Source organism: Microbacterium sp. PRF11, assembly GCF_031844085.1.
GTDB lineage: Bacteria > Actinomycetota > Actinomycetes > Actinomycetales > Microbacteriaceae > Microbacterium.
On record NZ_JAUZUP010000006.1, the window covers coordinates 83,437 to 99,289 of the forward strand.

Here is a 15,853-nt window from a genome sequence, read left to right on the forward strand (position 1 = left end):
CGGCTCAGAGCATGCACGAGACGCACTCGGTCATGTCGGTGCCCTCGAGCGCCAGCTGACGCAGACGGATGTAGTAGATGGTCTTGATGCCCTTCTTCCACGCGTAGATCTGGGCCTTGTTGATGTCGCGGGTGGTGACGGTGTCCTTGAAGAACAGCGTCAGCGACAGGCCCTGGTCGACGTGCTGCGTGGCGGCGGCGTAGGTGTCGATGACCTTCTCGTAGCCGATCTCGTACGCGTCCTGGTAGTACTCCAGGTTGTCGTTGGTCATGAACGGCGCCGGGTAGTAGACGCGACCGAGCTTGCCTTCCTTGCGGATCTCGATCTTCGACGCGATCGGGTGGATCGAGCTCGTCGAGTTGTTGATGTACGAGATCGAACCGGTCGGCGGGACGGCCTGCAGGTTCTGGTTGTAGATGCCGTGGGCCTGCACCGACGCCTTCAGCTCACGCCAGTCGTCCTGCGTGGGGATCTGGATGCCGGCGAACAGCTCCTTCGTCTTCTCGGTCTCGGGAGCCCACACCCGGTCGGTGTACTTCTCGAAGAACTCCCCCGACGCGTAGGTGGAGTTCTCGAAGCCGTCGAACGAGGTGCCACGCTCGATCGCGAGGCGGTTCGACGCCCGCAGGGCGTGGAAGAGCACCGTGTAGAAGTAGATGTTCGTGAAGTCGATGCCCTCTTCGGAGCCGTAGTGCACGTGCTCGCGAGCGAGGTAGCCGTGCAGGTTCATCTGGCCGAGACCGATGGCGTGCGAGCGGTCGTTGCCGTCTTCGATCGAGCGGACCGAGGCGATGTGGCTCTGGTCGCTGACCGCGGTGAGGGCGCGGATCGCGGTCTCGACGGTGAGGCCGAGGTCGCGGCCGTCCATCGCCAGGGCGATGTTCATCGAACCGAGGTTGCACGAGATGTCCTTGCCGATCTCGGCGTAGGAGAGGTCTTCGTTGTAGGACGTCGGCGTGTTGACCTGGAGGATCTCCGAGCACAGGTTCGACATGTTGATGCGACCGGCGATCGGGTTGGCCTTGTTCACCGTGTCCTCGAACATGATGTACGGGTAGCCCGACTCGAACTGGATCTCGGCGAGGGTCTGGAAGAACTCGCGCGCGTTGATCTTCGTCTTCTTGATGCGCGGGTCGTCGACCATCTCGCGGTACTTCTCGGTGACCGAGATGTCGCCGAACGGCTTCTTGTAGACGCGCTCGACGTCGTACGGCGAGAAGAGGTACATGTCTTCGCCGTTCTTGGCGAGTTCGAACGTGATGTCGGGGATGACGACACCCAGCGACAGCGTCTTGATGCGGATCTTCTCGTCGGCGTTCTCGCGCTTGGTGTCGAGGAAACGCAGGATGTCGGGGTGGTGGGCGTTGAGGTAGACCGCGCCCGCGCCCTGGCGTGCACCGAGCTGGTTGGCGTAGCTGAAGCTGTCTTCGAGGAGCTTCATGACGGGGATGATGCCCGACGACTGGTTCTCGATCTGCTTGATCGGGGCGCCCGACTCGCGGATGTTCGACAGCAGCAGCGCCACGCCGCCGCCGCGCTTCGACAGCTGCAGCGCGGAGTTGATGCCGCGGGCGATCGACTCCATGTTGTCTTCGATGCGCAGCAGGAAGCACGACACGAGCTCGCCGCGCTGGGCCTTGCCCGCGTTGAGGAACGTGGGGGTCGCGGGCTGGAAGCGACCCGAGATGATCTCGTCGACGAGCTGCACGGCGAGACGCTGGTCGCCGTCGGCGAGGGCGAGGGCCGTCATGACGACGCGGTCCTCGAAACGCTCGAGGTAGCGCTTTCCGTCGAAGGTCTTCAGCGTGTAGCTGGTGTAGTACTTGAACGCGCCGAGGAAGGTCTCGAAGCGGAACTTCGCACCGTACGCGCGGTCGTTGAGCTCTTGGATGAACTCCATCGAGTACTTCGCGAGCACGGTGGGCTCGTAGTACTCCTTCTCGACGAGGTAGTCGAGGCGCTCCTTGAGCGAGTGGAAGAACACGGTGTTCTGGTTGACGTGCTGCAGGAAGTACTCCCGCGCGGCGCGCTTGTCGGCGTCGAACTGGATCTTGCCGTCGGCGTCGTACAGGTTCAGCATCGCGTTCAGGGCGTGGTAGTCCATGCCCTCGAATCGCGCTTCGGTCTTCACGTCCACGTCGGTCAACCCAACTTCCACCATCGTTCCAATCCCTCGGTGACGCGCTCGACGTCGTCTGGCGTGCCGAAAACTTCTAAGCGGTACAGGTGCGGCACCGCGCACTTGCGCGCGACGATGTCGCCGGCGAGGCAGAACGCATCGCCGAAGTTCGTGTTCCCCGCGGAGATGACCCCGCGGATGTTGCGCCGGTTCCGCTCCTCGTTGAGGAAGCGGATGACCTGCTTGGGGACCGCCCCCTTCTCGACGCCCCGGCCGGCACCCCCGCCGTAGGTGGGGGTGACCAGCACGAAGGGTTCGTCGACGTACAGGGGCGGGTCGGTCGGCCGGAGCGGAATGCGCACGGCCCGTTTTCCGAGCTTCTCGATGAAACGCGCGGTGTTGCCCGACACGCTCGAGAAGTAGACCAGCAGCGGAGTCTCGGTCGCCGACATGACAGCGCTCATGACGAGAGTCCGAGTGCGTGTCGCCCGCTCAGGCGAGACGCGAAGCGAGCTCGTCGATCTTGTCGGGACGGAAGCCCGACCAGTGGTCCTCGTCGGTGATGACGACGGGGGCCTGGAGGTACCCGAGCGACTTGACCTGCTCGAGCGCCGACGGGTCTTCGGACAGGTCGAGCACGTTGTACTCGATGCCCTTCGAGTCGAGTGCGCGGTAGGTCGCGGTGCACTGGACGCAGGACGGCTTGGTGTAGACCGTGATCGCCATGTCGTTCTCTCTCTCCCCTGGAAAATCTTCGTCCGGGCGGGCAGGGCTCGCCGGGACCTCAATACTACATATGGGGACGGACATCGGAAGGCACCACAAGGGGTAGTAGTTACATCCGTGTGATTTTCCACCGTCTCTCCCCATGTACAACACAGGTTGTCCACGATTTCATCCACAGATCCACCCCCTTCCGAGTCGCTGTTAACAGGCGCAATTCCGCGGTTCTCGCGGCGACCGCCGATGTCTGTCCACAGATCGGACGCTAGCCGGGGGTTCCGACATCGCACAGGCGGGGGAAAACGGCGACCGGCGTGTCGCGGCGTGTCGCGGCATCCTCTCCTCCGCCCCTCGGCGGATGTCCGAAGGGCGCTGTAGCGTTGTGCGGTGGCCGGCTACCGCGTACTCCTCAGAACCCCCGGCGTGGGGCGCATCATCGCCGCGCAGTTGACGGCGCGCTTCCCCAACGGCATGACGAGCCTGGCCGTGCTCCTGCACATCGAGCACGTCACCGGCTCCTACGGAGCGGCGGGTCTCGTGCTGGCCGCGACCAGCATCGGTCAGGCCGTCGCGGGTCCGGTCACGAGCCGGTGGATGGGCATCTGGGGCATGCGACGCGTGCTCACGGTCACCCTCCTCGTGTGCGCGGCGGCGATCGCGACCCTGGCGCTGATCGAGATGCCCCTCCCCCTCTACATGGCGCTCGGGCTCATCGCGGGCCTGTCCACCCCGCCCGTGCAGTCCGCCGTGCGCACCATCTATCCCAAGATGGTGCCCTCGAAGCAGCTGACCCCGCTGTACTCGCTCGACGCCTCGCTGCAAGAGATCATCTGGGTGCTCGCGCCCGTGCTCATCACGCTCGTGGCCACCCAGGTGGGCACCGTCCCGGGCCTGCTCGTGGTGGTCGTGATCCTCCTCGGGGGCGGGGCGTGGTTCATCCTCAGCCCCGAGGTCGGCCGTGTGCGCATTCCGCGCAGCCGCCGCGGTCTCGGACGCGTCCTGACCAAACCGCCCGTCATCCTCGCCACGGCGACGGGATTCCTCCTCATCGGCGCCTGCGCCGCGGTCGAGGCGGGCGTCGTCGCCACCTTCGACCACGGCGGTCTCGAGGCGGGCCTGGTCCTGGCCGTGTTCGCCGTCGGCAGCCTCGCGGGCGGGCTCTCGTTCGGGCACATTCCGATCGGCCCATGGGCGATGGCCCGCCGCTTCGCGATCGTCGCGCTCGGGCTGTCGCTGACGATCGTCTCGCTCAACGCGTGGTGGCTCGGTGCGACCCTGCTCGTCGCCGGCGCGGGCATCGCCCCGGCCCTCGCCGTGATGTTCGCGATGACCTCGGCCAGCGTCCGCTTCAGCGAGACGGCCGAGGCCTACGGCTGGATCGGCACCGGGCAGCTCATCGGCGCGGCCGCGGGCTCGGCCGTCGCGGGCTTCCTCGTCGACGGTGTCGGCCCCACCGGCGCCTATGTCGCGGCCGCCGGTTTCGCCGTCGCGGGCTTCATCGTGTCGGCGGTGTTCGTGCGCGGCTTCCCCGACCTCCGTCACCGCGACGCGAGCCCCATCCCCGACACCGAACCGGTTCCCACGATCACCTGAACCGCCCCTGGCGCGCGAGACCGGGCTCCGCCGAGGCGGGGGCCGTCAGTGCGTGCGGCGCAGCAGCTCCAGCACGGCGAGCGCGTAGGCGTCGGCCGGTGCGGGGTGATCGAAGACCAGCACCGCACCTCCCACCGAGATCTCGACCTCGTAGGTGTCCGACAGGCGCCGGAGCGACCGGAAGGTCGAGCGCAGCAGCTCGCGCAGCTGCGACTCCGAGGGCAGCCACAGCGCGTCCTCGGTGGCGACGGAGTCCAGGGCCCACTCCGTCGTGCCGTTGAACGCGAGGATCCGCCCCGACGGGTAGTCGCGCGGTTCGACGGTCATCTCGCTGACGGTGAAGACGTCGGCCTCGAACTCGGGCTCGTCGAGCTGGAATCGATCGCCGGAACGCGGATGCCACACCAGTCCCGCTTCACGCAGCGCCAGGGCCAACTCGGTGGAGATCATGGCATCCATTCTGGGGGCGGTCAGCGGGAGGCGGACGCGGAGCGTCCGGGTCGCGCGGGCTCTTGTCACCCCCGACCGCGATGTCGGCGGTCACGAGCAGAATGGATGCCATGACCTCGTTCGATCCGGCTCGGTATCTGCCCGACGACCTCCTCGCGCGCATCCGCGAACGAGCCGTCGTGCACGACCGCGAGAACACGTTCCCGCACGACGACCTCGACGAGCTCCGCGCCGCGGGGTACCTCGGCATCCTGGTCCCGGCCGAGCGCGGCGGGGCGGGGCTGAGCCTCGCCGAGGCGTCGGTCCTGCAGCAGCGGCTGGCGGGCGCGGCTCCGGCAACGGCGCTCGCGGTCAACATGCACATGGTGTGGACGGGCGTGGCCAAGGTGCTGAGCGACCGGGGCATCGACGACCTCGTCTTCGTGCAGCAGGGGGCGGCGGCGGGCGAGGTGTTCGCGTTCGGCATCAGCGAGGCCGGCAACGACCTCGTGCTGTTCGGCAGCGACACCGCGGCCGAGCCCGACGGCGCGGGCGGCTATGCGTTCACGGGCACGAAGATCTTCACCTCGCTGTCACCGGTGTGGGACCACCTCGGGGTGCACGGTCTCGACACGAGCTCACCCGACGCCCCGCAGATGGTGTTCGCGTTCCTCGATCGCAGCGACGCCGTCCTCACGCGCGACGACTGGGACACCCTGGGCATGCGCGGCACGCAGAGCCGCACGACCGAGCTGCGCGGAGCGCACGCGCCCGCCCACCGCGTGGTCCGGAGACTGCCCCCCGGGCCGCAGCCCGACCCCCTGGTGTTCGGCATCTTCGCGGTGTTCGAGATCCTGCTGGCCTCGGTCTACACCGGCATCGCACGTCGCGCGCTCGACCTGGCCGTCGCGGCCGCGACGTCGCGCCGCTCGAAGAAGTCGGGCACAACGTATGCGAACGACCCCGACATCCGCTGGCGCGTCGCCGACATGGCCCTCGCCTACGACGCCCTGCCTCCGCAGCTGGCCTCGCTCGCGCACGACGTCGACGCGCTGGTCGACCACGGCGGCCGCTGGTTCTCGCTCCTCGCCGGGGTGAAGTACCGCGCCGTCGCCATGGCGAAAGAAGTGGTCGACGACGCCGTCCTCGTCGGGGGCGGCGCGGCCTACTTCACGCAGAACGAGTTGAGCAGGCTCTACCGCGACGTGTTGGCGGGCATGTTCCACCCCTCGGATGCCGAGTCCGCGCACTCCACCGCCGCGGCGGCCTGGCTCGGACCGGTGACCGGCTGATGGCGCGCACACCCACCGTCGCGCTCAGCCCCGCCGACCAGGAGCGCCGCCGGGCGCTGCGCACCATGAAGGGCGTCGCGCTCGGGGCGCTGCTGGGCATGGCGCTGATCTTCGCCGTCTCGTTCCCCCTGCAGCGCGAGGTCGAGTGGCTGCAGTACGTGCGCGCCGCCGCGGAGGGCGGCATGGTCGGCGCCCTGGCCGACTGGTTCGCGGTGACGGCGCTGTTCCGGCATCCCCTGGGCCTGCCCATCCCGCACACGGCCATCATCCCGCGCCGGAAAGACGAGATCGGCCGCCAGCTGGGTGAGTTCGTCGAGACGAACTTCCTCGAGGGCGACGTCGTCCGCACGAAGCTCGAGTCGACGCCCCTGTCGTCGCGCGCCGGCGCGTGGCTCGCCGAGCCCGCGCACGCCGACCGCGTGGCCGCCGAGGGCGCGACCCTCGCCTCGAGCATCCTCACGGCGCTCGACGACGACGACGTGCAGGGCCTCATCGAAGACCTGGCGCGCGAGCACCTGCTCTCCCCCGATTGGGGCCCGTCGATCGGCGGGTGGCTCGGGCGGGTGATCGAGACCGGCGCCCACCACGGTGCGGTCGATCTCGCCTTCGACAACATCGCCGTCTGGCTGGTCAACAACCGCGAGACGTTCCAGGGTCTCGTCTCGCGACGGCTCCCGGCCTGGGTGCCGGGGGTGGCGGCGCGGCTGGTCGACGACACCGTCTATCGCGAGGCCGTGCAGTTCATCGACGCCGTCCGCGCCGACCCGCGCCATCAGGCGCGCGGGGCCATCGACGGCTACCTCGCCCGCCTCGCCGACAACCTGCAGCACGACCCCGCCACCATGGTGCGCCTCGAAGAGGCCAAGGCCGCGATCTTCGACAGTCCACGGGTCCGCCAGCTCGCGGCCGATGCCTGGAACACCGCGAAGTCCGGTCTCCTGCGCTCGCTCGCCGATCCCGACAGCGCGCTGCGCCGGCGGGCATCGCAGGCCCTGGCCGAGGTCGGCGTACGCCTGCAGCGTGACGAGACGCTGCAGAAACGGGTCGACGGCTGGGTCACCGATGCGGCGGTGTTCGTCGTCGGTCGTTACCGCCACGACATCGCGTCGATCATCACCGACACGGTCGAACGCTGGGATGCCGACGAGACCACCGAGAAGATCGAGCTCATGGTCGGCCGCGACCTGCAGTACATCCGCCTGAACGGCACGATCGTGGGCGCCCTGGCCGGGCTGGTGATCTTCACGATCGCCCACCTCACGTGGGGCTCGTGAGCACCGTCGCCGAAACCGGGCAGCGTCCTTCGCGTGGCGTCTCCCCCGGCCGCGGCCCGGTGGGTAGCGTGGGCGGCGTGAGCGACGCTTCGGGGACGGCGGAGTCCCTCTTCACCTATGGGAGGCTGCAGCGGCCCGACATGCAACTCGACATGTTCGGCCGCCGCGTCGCGGGCATCGACGACGCCCTCGCCGGCTACCGCCTCGAGTGGACCGACGGCGTCGACGACGGCCTCGGGCAGCCCTCGAGCGGTGACGCGCATCCCATCCTCCGCCGCACCGACGATCCGCTCGACCGGGTCTTCGGAAAGGTCCTGCTGCTGACCGCCGACGAGCTCGACGCCGCCGACGAGTACGAGGTGTCGCTGTACCGCCGCGCATCGGTGGTGCTGGCGAGCGGCCGTCGCGCCTGGGCGTACGTCTCCGCATGAGCGCGCTGTCCGTCGATCCCCTCTGGCCGCGCGCCGGTGGCTGGCCGATGCCGCATCCCGCCGACGGCGAGCGCGCCGCTTGGGATGCCGTGCTCCTCGGCGTCCCCGCCTGGCGCACGTCGCTGTCACCCACGGGTGCCGGTGAGACCCCCGCCGCCGTCCGCGCGGCGCTGCGGCGGTACTCCCCCACGCTCATCGGCCCGCCCGCGGTCGACCTGAACGAGACGCTGCGCATCGCCGACGCCGGCGATGTCGCCGAGCCCGACGGCCGCGACGGCGAGGAGCGCGTTCGGACGGCCGTACGCGAACTGGAGAGCGCCCGACTGGTGATCGCGCTCGGCGGCGACAACTCCGCGACCTACGCGGTGGCGCAGGGCCGCGGGGCGCGCGGGCTCATCACCCTCGACGCGCACTTCGACCTGCGCGACGGCGAGTCCAACGGCTCGCCCGTGCGACGCCTCATCGCCGACGGTCTCGACCCGCGGCGCATCGTGCAGATAGGCATCGCCGACTTCGCCAACTCCGCCGCGTACGCCCGCCGCGCCGCCGACGCCGGCATCACCGTCATCACGCTCGACGAGGTGCGCCGCCGCGGCATCGACGCGGTGCTCGCCGATGCCCTCCGTATCGCGGGCGGCCGGGACGACATGATCGACGACGCCCGCGGGGGCATCCACGTCGACGTCGACGTCGACGTGTGCGACCGCGCCGTCGCCCCCGGGTGCCCGGCGAGCGTTCCCGGCGGCCTCGCTGCGTGGGAGCTGCGCGCGCTCGTGCGCGGTCTCGCGACAGACTCCGGTGTCGTCAGCGCCGACATCGTCGAGGTCGACGCGACCGCCGATACCGACGACGCCCGCACCGTGCGCCTGGCCGCGCTGTGCGTCCTGGAGCTGCTGGCAGGAATGGGGGAAAGACGATGATCCAACTCGTGCTCGCACGCCACGCGAAATCGGACTGGGCCGACGAGGGGCTCGACGATCACGACCGGCCCCTGAACGACCGCGGCCGACGCGACGCCCCTGCGATGGCGCGCACCCTGCTGCGCGCGGGGGTGCGGCCCGAGGTCCTGCTCTCGAGCAGCGCCGTCCGTGCCCGCGAGACGGCCGAGGCGTTCGCGCGCGCTTTCGACGTCGACGTCATCGAAAACGCCGACCTGTACCTCGCCGCGCCGCAGGCGCTGCTCGCGGCGGCACGCGCAGCCGGGTCGGACGAGGTCATGGTCGTCGCCCACGACCCCGGGATGAGCGCCCTGGCGTCCCGTCTCGCCGACCGCGACGAGCGCATGGTGACCTGCGCCGTGGCGGTGTTCACGTGGCACGAGGGCACGTGGGACGACGTGGATGCCACCCCGCCCGACGAGTTCGAGCTGTTCACGCCCTGACGCCGGGCGGGTCTCGCCGACGTGGTCAGATCTCGACGCCGTCCTTCCACACCCGCCGCACGAGCGGGACGCCCGGCCGATAGGCCAGGTGCACCGGCGTCGGGGCGTCGAGCAGCACGAGGTCGGCGCGCGCACCGGGGGCGATCGCCCCGACGTCGTCGCGTCGCAGCGCCCGGGCTCCCCCGGCGGTCGCCGCCCACAGCGCCTCGGCGGGGGTCATCCGCATCTCGCGCACGGCGAGAGCGATCATGAGCGGCATCGAGCTGGTGAAGCTCGACCCGGGGTTGCAGTCGCTCGCGAGGGCGACGGTCACCCCGGCATCGAGAAGGCGACGCGCGTCGGGGTACGGCTGCCGCGTCGAGAACTCCACACCCGGCAGCAGCGTCGCGACGGTGCCGGACCCGGCGAGCGCGGCGACGTCGTCGTCGCTCAGGTAGGTGCAGTGATCGACGGCGGCCGCTCCCAGCGCTACCGCGAGCGCGACCCCCTCGCCGTACCCGAGCTGGTTGCCGTGCACCCGGATGCCGAGCCCCGCCGCCCGGCCCGCCTCGAGCACGCGCCGACTCTGCGCAAGCGAGAAGGCCCCGGCCTCGCAGAACGCGTCGATCCACCGGGCGTGCGGGCCGACCGCGGCCAGCATGCCGCCGGAGACGAGGTCGACGTAATCGTCGGCGCGGTCGGCGAACTCGAGGGGGACGACGTGCGCTCCGAGGAAGGTGACCTCTTCGGTGACCTGCGCCGCGAGCCGCGCGAGACGCGTCTCGGTCTCGACGTCGAGGCCGTAGCCCGTCTTGATCTCGAGCGTCGTCGTCCCCTGGGCACGGGCCTCCGCGACGAAGGCCCCGAGGCGCGTGCGCAACTCGTCGTCGGTCGCGGCACGCGTGGCCGCGACGGTCGTGCGGATGCCCCCCGCGGCGTACTGTTCCCCGGCCATGCGCGCGGCGAACTCCTCGGCGCGGTCGCCGCCGAAGACGAGGTGGGTGTGGCTGTCGACGAACCCCGGGATCACGGCCCGGCCGCCGGCATCCACGACGTCGGCCGCGGCGCCGCCGTCCGGAGCCCGGTCCGCAGGTCCCGTCCACTCGACGCGCCCGTCCTCGACGAGGATCGCCGCGTCGTGGAGCGTCCCGCACGGGTCGCCTCCGACGGCGACGTTCGTCGTCAGCTCCCCGATGTTGGTCAGCAGGAAGGCGGTCACGGCATCGGCACCTTCAGTCCGCGCTCCGTCGCCACCTCGCGGGCCCGGTCGTAGCCGGCATCCACGTGCCGCATCACGCCCGTGCCAGGGTCGTTGACGAGCACGCGCGCGAGCTTCTCGGCCGCGAGCTCGGTGCCGTCGGCGACGCACACCTGTCCGGCGTGGATGCTGCGGCCGATCCCGACGCCGCCGCCGTGGTGCAGCGACACCCACGACGCTCCGCTCGCGGTGTTCACCAACGCGTTCAGCAGCGGCCAGTCCGCGATCGCGTCGGAGCCGTCGGCCATGGCCTCGGTCTCGCGGTACGGTGAGGCGACCGAGCCCGCGTCGAGGTGGTCGCGCCCGATCACGATCGGCCCCGAGAGCTCCCCGGATGCCACCATCTCGTTGAACCTCAGCCCCGCCAGGTGCCGCTCCTGGTAGCCGAGCCAGCAGATGCGCGCGGGCAGCCCCTCGAAATGCACCTGCGTCCCCGCTTTCTCGAGCCAGCGGTGCAGGGCGGCGTCCTCGGGGAACAGCTCGGCCACCGCGCGGTCGGTCTTGGCGATGTCCTCGGGGTCGCCGGAGAGCGCGACCCAGCGGAACGGTCCCTTCCCCTCGGCGAACAGCGGACGGATGTACGCCGGCACGAACCCCGGGAACGCGAAGGCTCGGCCGTACCCGCCCAGCTCCGCCTCCCGACGGATCGAGTTGCCGTAATCGAACACCGCCGCGCCGGCATCCTGGAATCCGACCATCGCCCGCACGTGCGCCGCCATGCTCTCGCGCGACCGGCGGGTGAACTCCTCGGGGTCGCGTGCCGCCTCGGCCTGCCACTGATCGACCGACACCCCGACCGGCAGGTACGACAGCGGGTCGTGCGCGCTCGTCTGATCGGTGACGACGTCGATCCGGATGCCGCGGGCGAGCAGCTCCGGGAAGATCTCGGCCGCGTTGCCCTCCACACCCACCGACAGCGCCTCCCCCGCCTCGCGCGCGGCGCTCACCCGCTCGACCGCGGACTCGAGGTCGTCGGCGACCTCGTCGAGGTAGCCGTGGGCGACACGGCGGTCGAGGCGCGTGCGGTCGACGTCGACGATGAGCACGGCTCCCCCGTTCATCGTGACCGCGAGCGGCTGCGCTCCGCCCATTCCGCCGCAGCCGGCGGTGAGGGTCAGGGTGCCGGCGAGCGACTCGCGGCCGAGCGAGGAGGCGACCGCGGCGAACGTCTCGTACGTGCCCTGGAGGATGCCCTGCGTGCCGATGTAGATCCACGACCCGGCCGTCATCTGGCCGTACATCGTGAGCCCCAGCTCCTCGAGGCGGCGGAACTCCGGCCACGTCGCCCAGTCGCCCACGAGGTTCGAGTTGGCGATGAGCACGCGCGGCGCCCACTCGTGCGTGCGGAACACGCCCACGGGCTTGCCCGACTGCACGAGTAGCGTCTCGTCGGGCTCGAGCTCGTCGAGCGTCCGCACGATCGCGTCGTACGCCGCCCACGACCGCGCCGCCTTTCCGGTGCCGCCGTAGACGACGAGATCGTCGGGGCGCTCGGCGACCTCGGGGTCGAGATTGTTCATGAGCATGCGCTTGGCGGCTTCGGCACCCCAGCTCTTCGCGGTGCGCGTGTTCCCGCGCGGTGCGCGGATGACGGATGCCGGCCCGGCGGGCGCGGTCTGCGACGGGTGCAGCGTGTCGGTCATGGCGTGATCTCCTTCGATCGAGGGGGGTCGGGGCGCGCGGGTCGGCTACGCGGTGACGGTTCGGGCGGCGGTGGGCTGGACCTGCGCGAGAGCGGCGCGGGCCACGGCTCCCGAGGCGACGAGCTCGGTCACCGCCTCGATCTCGGGCGACACGAATCGGTCGGGCCCGGGGCCCTGCACGCGCGTGCGCACGAGGTCGCGGACGGCCCGGGTGGCCGCCGCGGGCTCGAGCGGGGCGCGCAGGTCGAGGGCGCGGCATCCGGTCAGCACCTCGATCGCCAGCACGCGGGCGAGACCGTCGATCGCACGGCGGAGCTTGCGGGCGCCCGCCCACCCCATCGACACGTGGTCCTCCTGCATGGCGCTCGAGGGGATCGAGTCGACCGAGGCGGGGGCGGCGAGGCGCTTGAGCTCGGAGACGATGCCCGCGGCGGCGTACTGGGCGATCATGAGACCCGAGTCGACCCCCACCTCGTCGGCGAGGAACGGCGGCAGGCCGTTGCTGCGAGCGACGTCGAGCGCCCGGTCGGTGCGGCGCTCCGCCATCGAGGCGACGTCGGCGACCGCGATGGCGAGGAAGTCGAGCACGTAGGCGACGGGGGCGCCGTGGAAGTTCCCGTTCGACTCGACGCGCCCGTCGACCGTCACGACGGGGTTGTCGACGGCGGAGGACAATTCGCGCTCGGCGACCTGCGCCGCGTGCGACATCGTGTCGCGGGCGGCGCCGTGCACCTGCGGGGCGCAGCGCAGCGAGTACGCGTCCTGCACGCGCGTGCACTCGGGGCCGCGGTGGCTCGCCACGATCGGCGATCCGGCGAGGAAGGAGCGGAGGTTCGCGGCCGAGTCGGCCTGACCGAGCTGCGGACGCAGCGCCATGAGGTCGGCCGCGAAGACGGCATCCGTGCCCAGCTGCGACTCGATCGAGATCGCCGCCGAGACATCGGCCGTGGTGAGCAGCGTCTCGAGGTCGTGCAGGGCCAGCAGCAGCATGCCGAGCATGCCGTCGGTGCCGTTGATGAGCGCGAGACCCTCCTTCTCCCGAAGGGCGACCGGCTCGATGCCCACGGCGGCGAGGGCCTCTGCGGCGGGTCGCAGTTCGCCGGCGGCATCGCGCACCTCCCCCTCGCCCATGACCGCGAGGGCCACGTGCGACAGCGGCGCCAGGTCGCCCGAGCAGCCGAGCGAGCCGTACTCGCGCACGACCGGCGTGATCCCGGCGTTCAGCAGGGCCGCATACGTCTCGACGACGAGGGGGCGGACGCCGGTGCGTCCGGTGGCGAGGGTCTGCAGGCGCAGCAGCATGAGCGCGCGGATCACCTCGCGCTCCACCTCGGCGCCGGTCCCCGCGGCGTGCGAGCGGATGAGGCTCGCCTGCAGCTGAGCCCGGCGGTCCTCGGCGATGAAGGTCGTCGCGAGGGCACCGAACCCGGTCGAGATGCCGTAGTGCGGCTGCGGATCGTCGGCCAGGCCCTCGATGAGCGACCGGGTGTCGGCGACGCGCTGCAGGGCGTCGACGTCCACTTCGACCCGCCCGTCGTAGCGCGCGACCTCGACCACCTCTCGTGGGGTGAGGGGGGACGCTCCGACGGTGACGCTCGCATTCATACGCCGATTCCATCGCGTGGACTGTCCCGCGACGACGGGGTTCTGGCATCCTGTGTCTGTCATGCCAGACATTCCGCGCCCGCAGGTCCCCGCCGCCGATCAGACGCTGCGGATCCTCTCCTTCCTCGCTCGCCAGCCCGGTCCGGTGGCCGCCCAATCGATCTCGTCGACCCTCGACATCCCCCGCTCGAGCGTGTACCACCTGCTCGCGACCCTCGAGCAGCACGGATACGTCGTGCACCTCCCCGGCGATCGGCGCTGGGGGCTCGGGACGGCGGCCTTCGAACTCGGCGGCGGCTACGCGCGACAGCAACCGCTCGCCCGGCTCGGTCGACCCCTGCTCGCCGGGCTGTCGGACCGCGTCGGCGAGAGCGCGCACCTGGCCGTGCTCGCCGGGCGCGACGTGCTGTACATCGTCGAAGAGCGCGCCCCGCGCCGCCCCGCGCTCGTCACCGATGTGGGTGTGCGTCTTCCCGCGCACCTGACCGCGACGGGTCGCGCGATGCTCGCGGCTCTCCCCCGCGAGCAGGTGCGGGCGCTGTTCCCGGATGCCACCGCCCTCACCCAGCGGCACGGCCTCGGCCCCGCGAGCCCGCGCGAGCTGCGCGAGGTGCTGCGGCTCGTGCGGGCCGAGGGGCACGCGAGCGAGAACGGCGAGGTCACGCCCGGCTTCCGGTCGGTGGCCGCCGCGGTGCTCGATCACGCCGGCTGGCCCGCCGCGGCGGTGGCGATCACCTGGCCCGCCGACGGCCCCGAGCGCGACGTCGCGGCGTTGGCGTCCGCGGCATCCGGAACCGCCGCCGAACTCGCCCGCCGCATCGGCCGGCACGCCTGAGCCGGTGTGCTCGGCGGGTTCGGGGCGCATTCCGTCGTTCGGGGCGTGAAATCCCGCCCCGAGTTGCAGATACCGCCCCGACCGCTCAGCCGCCCGGGCAGAGCGCCGCGCATCAGCGCACGACGAGCCGCGGCTCCACCAGCACGTGCGCGGTCCCGGCGGTCGCGGCGCGCGGCGACACGACCGTGCCGTTCTCGCCCATGAGCAGGTCGAGGGCTCCGGATGCCACCTTCTCGGGCAACTGCTCGACGCTCGACAGCCCGAGGGCTTCGACCGCGGGCGTGTTGTCGAAGCCGATGACGGCGATGTCGGTGCGCCCCGCCAGCGTCACGGCGAGGTGCGCTCCGATCGCCAGGGAGTCGCTCGCGCAGACGATCCCGGCGACGTCCGGGGCGGCGGCAAGGCCCGCGGCGACCACGTCGCGCGCGGCGGAGACATTCTCCTCGACGACCCACCGGGGTCCCGAGGCCGGGCTCTCGCGCCACCCGCGCTCGCGCTCGTCTCCGGTGCCGGATCCGCTCGGCCACCCGAGGAACGCGATACGAGAGACACCCCGGCCGAGCAGGTGTGCGGTCGCCGCTCGGGTTCCCGCCGCCCCGTCGACGTCGACCCACAGGTGCGCCGGCGCCTCGACGTCGTCCTCCCCCCAGGGCCGTCCGAACGACACGAAGGGCAGGGCGCGGTCCATGAGCCAGCCGGTGCGCGGGTCGCCGTGGAAGGTTCCGGTGACGACGACGGCATCCACCTCTCCCCCTTCGAGGAGGTCACCGAGTCGAGAGATCTCCTCTTCGGGCGTCCGGGCCGCGTACAGCAGTACGCGCATGTCCCGCTCCCCCGCCCGCTCGGTCAGGGCGTGCACGAATCGGTCGAGCACGACGCCCGAGATGCCGCCGGCGTATGGGTCGAGATGGATGCCGATGGTGGAGCTGCGGCGAGTGCGCAGGCGTCGAGCGGCGGCGTGCGGGCGATAGCCGAGCTCGGCGATCGCCGCCTCGACGCGCAGGCGCGTGGCCTCGCGGACGATGTCGGGGGTGTTGACGACGTTCGAGACGGTCTGCCGCGAGACACCGGCGATGCGCGCGACGTCGTCGACGGTCGGCGCTTTCATCCGGTGTCCCCTCCCGTGGGTGCGGCGCGGCCGCCGGGCGTGCCGTGGCCAGACCGTCAGCCTAAGACGCCGGGCAAGGTCTTGACAGCGCGGCCCGCCGCTCCGTACCGTTGTCGGACCGTCATTTGAACGTTCAAAAAGACGGCCCTCCGAGCACCGCGGAGGGGTCGCATGCCTCATCGA

15 protein-coding genes are annotated in these 15,853 nt (G+C 71.1%); 7 read left to right on the plus strand and 8 right to left on the minus strand.

Annotated features, from left to right (window positions below; all coding sequences use genetic code 11):
- Positions 1–4: 4 nt before the first annotated feature.
- From nrdE to nrdH, 3 genes are read right to left on the minus strand one after another with little or no spacing between them, the layout of a single operon-like run.
- Positions 5–2,104, minus strand: coding sequence for a class 1b ribonucleoside-diphosphate reductase subunit alpha (gene nrdE / locus Q9R20_RS15350; protein ID WP_311250211.1), 2,100 nt, complete (start codon positions 2,102–2,104; stop codon positions 5–7).
- 38 nt (positions 2,105–2,142) lie between these two features.
- The gene (gene nrdI / locus Q9R20_RS15355) at positions 2,143–2,583 is read right to left on the minus strand and encodes a class Ib ribonucleoside-diphosphate reductase assembly flavoprotein NrdI (protein ID WP_311250154.1); all 441 of its coding nucleotides are present in this window, start codon (positions 2,581–2,583) and stop codon (positions 2,143–2,145) included.
- 28 nt (positions 2,584–2,611) lie between these two features.
- Positions 2,612–2,845 (minus strand): glutaredoxin-like protein NrdH, encoded by a 234-nt coding sequence (gene nrdH, locus Q9R20_RS15360; protein ID WP_055838040.1) that lies wholly within the window; start codon positions 2,843–2,845, stop codon positions 2,612–2,614.
- A 384-nt stretch (positions 2,846–3,229) separates the two neighbouring features.
- On the opposite strand from nrdH, the gene Q9R20_RS15365 reads away from it, so the two are divergent.
- Positions 3,230–4,435: an MFS transporter gene (locus Q9R20_RS15365; RefSeq protein WP_311250155.1), complete on the plus strand. Its 1,206-nt coding sequence runs from the start codon at positions 3,230–3,232 to the stop codon at positions 4,433–4,435.
- A gap of 45 nt (positions 4,436–4,480) precedes the next feature.
- Here the strand turns inward: Q9R20_RS15365 and Q9R20_RS15370 are convergent, their stop codons facing one another.
- The gene (locus Q9R20_RS15370; protein WP_295838469.1) at positions 4,481–4,885 is read right to left on the minus strand and encodes a pilus assembly protein CpaE; all 405 of its coding nucleotides are present in this window, start codon (positions 4,883–4,885) and stop codon (positions 4,481–4,483) included.
- A 110-nt stretch (positions 4,886–4,995) separates the two neighbouring features.
- Here Q9R20_RS15370 and Q9R20_RS15375 point away from each other — a divergent pair, with 110 nt between their 5' ends.
- From Q9R20_RS15375 to Q9R20_RS15395, 5 genes are all read left to right on the plus strand, one after another.
- A complete protein-coding gene (locus tag Q9R20_RS15375; RefSeq protein ID WP_311250156.1) occupies positions 4,996–6,156 on the plus strand; it encodes an acyl-CoA dehydrogenase family protein in 1,161 nt (386 codons plus the stop codon).
- Positions 6,156–7,430 (plus strand): DUF445 domain-containing protein, encoded by a 1,275-nt coding sequence (locus Q9R20_RS15380; protein WP_311250157.1) that lies wholly within the window; start codon positions 6,156–6,158, stop codon positions 7,428–7,430. The genes Q9R20_RS15375 and Q9R20_RS15380 overlap by 1 nt, the downstream gene beginning before the upstream one ends.
- Before the next feature lie 77 nt (positions 7,431–7,507).
- Entirely contained in the window at positions 7,508–7,861 is a 354-nt protein-coding gene (locus tag Q9R20_RS15385) for a gamma-glutamylcyclotransferase family protein (protein ID WP_311250158.1), read from the plus strand.
- Entirely contained in the window at positions 7,858–8,781 is a 924-nt protein-coding gene (locus tag Q9R20_RS15390) for an arginase family protein (RefSeq protein ID WP_311250159.1), read from the plus strand. Before Q9R20_RS15385 ends, Q9R20_RS15390 begins: the two co-directional genes overlap by 4 nt.
- Positions 8,778–9,242 (plus strand): histidine phosphatase family protein, encoded by a 465-nt coding sequence (locus tag Q9R20_RS15395; RefSeq protein WP_311250160.1) that lies wholly within the window; start codon positions 8,778–8,780, stop codon positions 9,240–9,242. The genes Q9R20_RS15390 and Q9R20_RS15395 overlap by 4 nt, the downstream gene beginning before the upstream one ends.
- Positions 9,243–9,267: 25 nt before the next feature.
- Here Q9R20_RS15395 and hutI read toward each other — a convergent pair whose 3' ends face one another.
- Genes hutI through hutH form a run of 3 tightly spaced genes read right to left on the minus strand, consistent with a single transcriptional unit; the run spans position 9,268 to position 13,727 of the window.
- Positions 9,268–10,440, minus strand: a complete 1,173-nt coding sequence (gene hutI, locus Q9R20_RS15400) for an imidazolonepropionase (RefSeq protein WP_311250161.1) — start codon at positions 10,438–10,440, stop codon at positions 9,268–9,270.
- The gene (hutU, locus tag Q9R20_RS15405) at positions 10,437–12,122 is read right to left on the minus strand and encodes a urocanate hydratase (protein WP_311250162.1); all 1,686 of its coding nucleotides are present in this window, start codon (positions 12,120–12,122) and stop codon (positions 10,437–10,439) included. Before hutU ends, hutI begins: the two co-directional genes overlap by 4 nt.
- 45 nt (positions 12,123–12,167) lie before the next feature.
- A complete protein-coding gene (hutH, locus tag Q9R20_RS15410; RefSeq protein WP_311250163.1) occupies positions 12,168–13,727 on the minus strand; it encodes a histidine ammonia-lyase in 1,560 nt (519 codons plus the stop codon).
- Between the two features lie 61 nt (positions 13,728–13,788).
- Between hutH and Q9R20_RS15415 the strand changes: the two genes are divergently transcribed.
- Positions 13,789–14,562, plus strand: a complete 774-nt coding sequence (locus Q9R20_RS15415; protein ID WP_311250164.1) for an IclR family transcriptional regulator — start codon at positions 13,789–13,791, stop codon at positions 14,560–14,562.
- Positions 14,563–14,674: 112 nt separating this feature from the next.
- Here Q9R20_RS15415 and Q9R20_RS15420 read toward each other — a convergent pair whose 3' ends face one another.
- Positions 14,675–15,670: a LacI family DNA-binding transcriptional regulator gene (locus tag Q9R20_RS15420; RefSeq protein WP_311250165.1), complete on the minus strand. Its 996-nt coding sequence runs from the start codon at positions 15,668–15,670 to the stop codon at positions 14,675–14,677.
- Positions 15,671–15,853 lie beyond the last annotated feature (183 nt).